This window comes from Arthrobacter sp. Cr_A7 (assembly GCF_029222765.1).
In the GTDB taxonomy this organism is placed as follows: domain Bacteria; phylum Actinomycetota; class Actinomycetes; order Actinomycetales; family Micrococcaceae; genus Arthrobacter.
Genome location: NZ_JARHXQ010000036.1, coordinates 1 through 5,472, shown reverse-complemented (window position 1 = coordinate 5,472; position 5,472 = coordinate 1). Strand labels below are relative to the sequence as shown.

Sequence of the window (5,472 nt, the reverse complement as noted above, 5' to 3'; positions counted from 1 at the left end):
CGGACGCTCAGCGGCGGCGGTCGGTGTCGACGACGTCAACCCTTACCGGTTCGCCGCCGGCCAGGGCTGCCACAACGGTGCGCAGCGCGCGTGCCGTGCGGCCCTGGCGGCCGATCACCCGTCCGAGGTCATCCTGGTGAACGCGCACCTCGAGGGTGTCCCCGCGGCGGTTGCTCTTCGAGCTGACCTTGACATCGTCCGGGGAATCAACGATTCCCCGGACCAGGTGTTCCAGCGCGTCTGCCAGCAATTTACTCAGCCTCGGTGGTCTCTGCTTCGGCCTCGGCGGCGTCAGACTTGGCTGCCTTCTTGGTGATGGCTTCCGGGATGATCACGGAACCCTTTTCCGGGGCAACGAAGGCTTCCTTCTCAGCTTTGGTCTTCAGGGTGCCTTCCTGACCCGGCAGGCCCTTGAACTTCTGCCAGTCACCGGTGATCTTCAGGATGGCTGCAACCTGCTCGGACGGCTGGGCGCCGACGGACAGCCAGTACTGGGCACGCTCGGAGTTGACCTCAATGTATGAGGGCTCTTCGGTCGGGTGGTACTTGCCGATTTCTTCGATGGCACGGCCGTCACGCTTGGTGCGTGAGTCGGCGACAACGATGCGGTAGTACGGTGCGCGCATTTTGCCAAAGCGCTTAAGGCGAATCTTTACGGCCACTTTTGTGGTCACTCCTGTTTCAGAAAAAGGGGGTGAACCCGGCTTTCTGCACCCGTGGGGCGGGCCGTACTTGCGGGTTCGAAGGACAGGATCCGGACGCGGAGAGAGGGGCCACGCAGATCGAGTACCTGTTTATTGTGCCAGATCAGCGACGGGATTTCGACTTGACACAGCGGCGGCCGGAAGATGGCCGGGGGCGGGCCGCTCAGGCGGACCAGACGTAGAGCCCCGTCCGCTCCGAATCGTCGACGCTGCCGGCCAGTTCAGCCAGCTGCTGCACGTAGGTCCGCGCCTGGTCTGCGCCGAAGGGCATGTCGTCCTGGGCTGCCCACTGCGCGGCAACATCATCAAGGATGTTGCCTTCGCCTTCGGTTTCATACGAGAGCAGGTCCGCCAGGGCGCGGACCATGGCCGGTGGGACGGCCAGCAGCGAATCGCTGGACACGTCCACCATGGTCAGTTCATAGTCGGCACCGCCGGCGTGCACGGCAGTTCCGGCGAGGTCCCCCAGCTGTTCAACTTCGAAATCACTGATCCCCGGGATGCGGACGGCCTGGACGGCGGGTGCACTGCCGCCTTCGTCCAGGACGCCGGCACGCTTGAGCGCGGCGTCATGGGTGGCAACAAAGATCTCGGTGAAGCCCATGGGAAGTACCCTTCTTCCGTTGACGGTGGTGCCGGCCGGGAGCAATGCCTGCCGCCCGGCCGTTCGGGTTCAGCCTAGTACGGGAACGCCCGGGTCAGCGTGCCGCTACCCGGATGCTGTTCCGCCAGGGGTCTTCAAACCGCAGTTCGGCTCCGGTGTGGTGGGCCCGCACGCCGGCGAGCTTCAGGCGGTCCGCCAGCGCGCCGACGTCGTCACCCGCGGGCACCTCGATGAGGACTTCACCGAGGCCCAGCGTGTCCTTGCGCGGCCCCGCGCCGCGGCTGTTCCAGACATTCATGGCCATGTGGTGGTGGTAACGGCCGGCGGAGACGAAGAGGGCCTGCCCATGCCATCCGGCCGTTTTTTCGAACCCAAGGACACCGACGTAAAAATCGCGCGCGGACTGCACGTCACCCACCTGGAGGTGGACGTGGCCCACTCCTGCGGTTGTCCTGTGCTGCCCTTCCAGGGAATCCTCCGTCAGGTGCTGCTCAAGGTACCGCTGCGGCGGCAGGGCCAGGCTGTCCATGACCACGTCGGTTCCGTTCCAGGACCAGTTGCTGCGGGGCCGGTCCCAGTAGAGCTCTATGCCGTTGCCTTCGGGGTCGTTGAAGTAGAAGGCCTCGCTGACCAGGTGGTCGGCGCTCCCGGCGAAGGACCGCGGCTCGTATTGGGCGGCGGTGGCGATGGTCGCCGCGAGGGAGGCCTGGTCCTCGAACAGCAGGGCCGTGTGGAACAGGCCCGCTTCTCCCCTGCCCGGGAGGTTCAGCCCGGGCGCGGGCGCAAGATGGACCAGCGGCTTTTGCAGCCGGCCCAGGTACAGCCCGCCGTCCTGTTCGGCGACCACTTCAAGGCCAAGGGCGCGCTGGTAGTAATCGGTCATGACCTTCATGTCGCCGACCTTGAGCATGACGGTGCCCATGGTGAGGTCGGCAGGAAGAAGATCCTGGCTGGTTGCTTCTGCAGTCATTGAACGCTCCCTGTGCTGGCGGCCGTCGCGATGGGGCGGCCTGTCACAGTTAAAATTACTTGAAGCTTCAATTTATTCCAAGTGCTTCGGCCCGGAAATATCCTTAGCGGATGATGCGGCCTCCCAGCACCACATGGGCGAGTTGGCTGACCGTCCGGGGTACCGTCAGCGGATCCTCGCTGCAGAGGACGACGTCGGCGCGCGCCCCCTCGTGCAGGCCGTCCGCACCGAGCCACTTCCGGGCTGACCAGCAGGCTGCGTCCAGTGCAGCAGCCATAGGCAGTCCGGCCTCATGCAGGGCCAAAATCTCGTCCGCGATTCTTCCGTGGTTGAGGACGCTGCCGGCGTCCGTACCGGCGAAGATCCTCACGCCGGCCTCGTAAGCTTCCGCCACCCGCTCCATCCGCCGCTCCCACAGCGCCAGCATGTGGTCCGCGTACCGCGGAAACTTGGGCCGGGCCTTGGCGGCGATGTCCGGGAACGTCGCGATGTTGATGAGTGTGGGGACGATCGGCACTCCCTGTTCGGCGAACCGGGGAAGATGCCGGGGCAGGAGTCCGGTGGCATGCTCGATGCAGTCGATGCCAGCGTCCAGCATCTGGTCCAGGGTGTCCTCAGCGAAGCAGTGGGCGGTGACCCGGGCGCCTTCGTCATGCGCCGCCTGTACCGCGTCCCGCACGACGGCGGAGGGAAAGGACGGCGCCAGGTCGCCAATGCCGCGGTCGATCCAGTCCCCCACGAGCTTGACCCAGCCGTCACCGTCGCGGGCCTGCTTGCGAACGGCTTCAACAAGGCCTTCCGGTTCCACCTCGTCGGCGAAACCGCGAAGATATCGGCGGGTCCGGGCAACGTGCCGTCCAGCGCGGATCAGCACCGGGAAGTCCCGGCCGCCCTGCATCCAGCGGGTGTCGGCCGGGGAGCCGGCATCCCTGACCAGCATGGTGCCGGCCGCCAGGTCTGCCCGGGCCTGGTCTTCGGCGGCAGCAGCGTCCACCGGGCCGCCGGGTCCGAGCCCGATGTGGCAGTGGGCATCCACAAAACCTGGCAGGACCCAGCCCTCCAGCACCTTGTCCGGCACCTGCTGCGGGCGTTTGAAGGTCAACAGCCCGTCAATGGACCACAGGCCCCGCCGCTCGCTGTCCGGCCCGGCAAGCACCGGGCCGCTGAATTCGATGATCTCCGGTATTGGACTCCTTTTCCCGCCAGTCAGGCTAGCACCGGCCATGTGACAAGCCCCTCCCGGAAGGCTGTGGTAGCTTTCTTCCTGACCACACGGGTGCCCCTGCAGGGGCTGAGATCGGGCTGACGCAGCCTGCGACCGTTGAACCTGTCCGGGTAATGCCGGCGAAGGAAGTGAGTATTCCTTGAATACACCCAATGAACAGTTGAACCCTGCCCTGAATCAGTCCCGCGAAAGCGTGGCCGGTGGGGCGGCGGAAGGCCAGGTCACCCAGTCCCTGACGTCGCATTCGCTTGCGTTCATCGAAGACGCAGAGTCGGGAATCCGGGTACCCGTAACGGAAATTGCCCTGGAGCCTTCCCCCAACGGGGAACCGAACGGGCCCTTCCGGACCTACCGGACGGCCGGACCGGGCAGCGATCCGGTTCGCGGCCTCAGCCCCTTCCGGTCCGAATGGATCGTGGCGCGGGGCGACACCGAAGCGTACGGCGGCAGGGAGCGGAACCTGCTCGACGACGGCCGCTCGGCTGTCCGCCGCGGCGCAGCCTCCGCCGAGTGGCAGGGGGCCCAGCCGGTGCCCCGCCGCGCCGTCGAGGGCAAGACGGTAACGCAGATGCACTACGCCAGGCAGGGCATCATCACCCCCGAGATGCGCTTCGTGGCGCTGCGCGAGAACTGCGACGTTGAGCTGGTCCGCAGTGAAGTCGCGGCCGGCCGGGCCATCATTCCCAACAACATCAACCATCCCGAGTCAGAGCCGATGATCATCGGTAAGGCCTTCCTGGTCAAGATCAATGCCAATATCGGCAATTCGGCCGTCACCAGCTCCATTGCCGAGGAAGTGGACAAGCTGCAGTGGGCCACCCAGTGGGGGGCCGACACCGTGATGGACCTGTCCACCGGCGATGACATCCACACCACCCGGGAGTGGATCATCCGCAACTCCCCCGTCCCGATCGGCACCGTGCCCATCTACCAGGCATTGGAAAAGGTCAACGGGGAAGCCAATGCGCTGACCTGGGAGATTTTCCGCGACACCGTGATCGAGCAGTGCGAGCAGGGTGTGGACTACATGACCGTGCACGCCGGCGTCCTGCTCCGGTATGTTCCGCTGACCGCCAACCGGGTCACGGGCATCGTCTCGCGGGGAGGCTCCATCATGGCGGGCTGGTGCCTGGCCCACCACCAGGAAAACTTCCTGTACACACACTTCGACGAGCTGTGTGAAATCTTCGCCAGGTACGACGTCGCGTTTTCCCTCGGCGACGGCCTGCGGCCGGGAGCTACGGCGGACGCCAATGACGCCGCGCAGTTCGCGGAGCTGGACACGCTGGCCGAGCTCACCCAGCGGGCCTGGAAATACGACGTGCAGGTGATGGTGGAGGGCCCGGGGCACATTCCGTTCCACCTGGTCCGGGAAAACGTCGAACGGCAGCAGGAACTCTGCAAGGGGGCACCGTTTTACACACTGGGGCCGCTGGTCACTGACGTGGCTCCCGGTTATGACCACATCACGTCAGCGATCGGCGCCACGGAAATCGCCCGGTACGGCACGGCCATGCTGTGCTACGTCACACCGAAGGAACACCTGGGCCTGCCCAACAAGGACGACGTAAAAACCGGTGTCATCACGTACAAGATCGCCGCCCACGCCGCCGACCTTGCCAAGGGCCACCCGGGGGCACACGAGCGGGACGACGCGCTGTCCAAGGCACGCTTCGAGTTCCGCTGGCGGGACCAGTTTGCGCTGTCCCTGGACCCGGTGACGGCCGAAGCTTTCCACGACGAGACGCTCCCCGCGGAACCGGCCAAGACTGCCCACTTCTGCTCGATGTGCGGGCCAAAGTTCTGCTCCATGCGGATCAGCCAGGACATCCGGGACGAATACGGGTCTGCCGAGGCGCAGGCGGCCCTGGCCGAGGCGGCCTCAGGCATGCGCGCGAAGAGCCGGGAGTTCATGGCCGCCGGGGCCAAGGTGTACCTGCCGGAGCTGAACGTTCCGGCAGCGGGACGT

At 65.9% G+C, this 5,472-nt stretch carries 6 protein-coding genes and 1 riboswitch; of the genes, 1 reads left to right on the top strand and 5 read right to left on the bottom strand.

Annotated features, from left to right (window positions below; genetic code table 11):
* Nucleotides 1-7: 7 nt before the first annotated feature.
* From P2Q66_RS01950 to P2Q66_RS01930, 5 genes are all read right to left on the bottom strand, one after another.
* Nucleotides 8-250, bottom strand: a complete 243-nt coding sequence (locus P2Q66_RS01950; RefSeq protein WP_009359302.1) for an RNA-binding protein — start codon at nt 248-250, stop codon at nt 8-10.
* A gap of 1 nt (nt 251) precedes the next feature.
* A complete protein-coding gene (gene rpsP / locus P2Q66_RS01945) occupies nt 252-662 on the bottom strand; it encodes a 30S ribosomal protein S16 (protein WP_079598982.1) in 411 nt (136 codons plus the stop codon).
* A gap of 205 nt (nt 663-867) precedes the next feature.
* Complete coding sequence (locus P2Q66_RS01940; protein ID WP_275725134.1) at nt 868-1,308, bottom strand: hypothetical protein; 441 nt, start codon at nt 1,306-1,308, stop codon at nt 868-870.
* A 94-nt stretch (nt 1,309-1,402) separates the two neighbouring features.
* Complete coding sequence (locus P2Q66_RS01935) at nt 1,403-2,278, bottom strand: VOC family protein (RefSeq protein WP_275725133.1); 876 nt, start codon at nt 2,276-2,278, stop codon at nt 1,403-1,405.
* A 103-nt stretch (nt 2,279-2,381) separates the two neighbouring features.
* Complete coding sequence (locus tag P2Q66_RS01930; protein WP_275725135.1) at nt 2,382-3,464, bottom strand: amidohydrolase family protein; 1,083 nt, start codon at nt 3,462-3,464, stop codon at nt 2,382-2,384.
* Nucleotides 3,465-3,540: 76 nt separating this feature from the next.
* A riboswitch (TPP riboswitch) is annotated at nt 3,541-3,648 on the top strand.
* Here P2Q66_RS01930 and thiC point away from each other — a divergent pair.
* The coding region (gene thiC, locus P2Q66_RS01925; RefSeq protein WP_275725132.1) for a phosphomethylpyrimidine synthase ThiC at nt 3,643-5,472 on the top strand (1,830 nt) is incomplete at its 3' end. It overlaps the preceding riboswitch by 6 nt.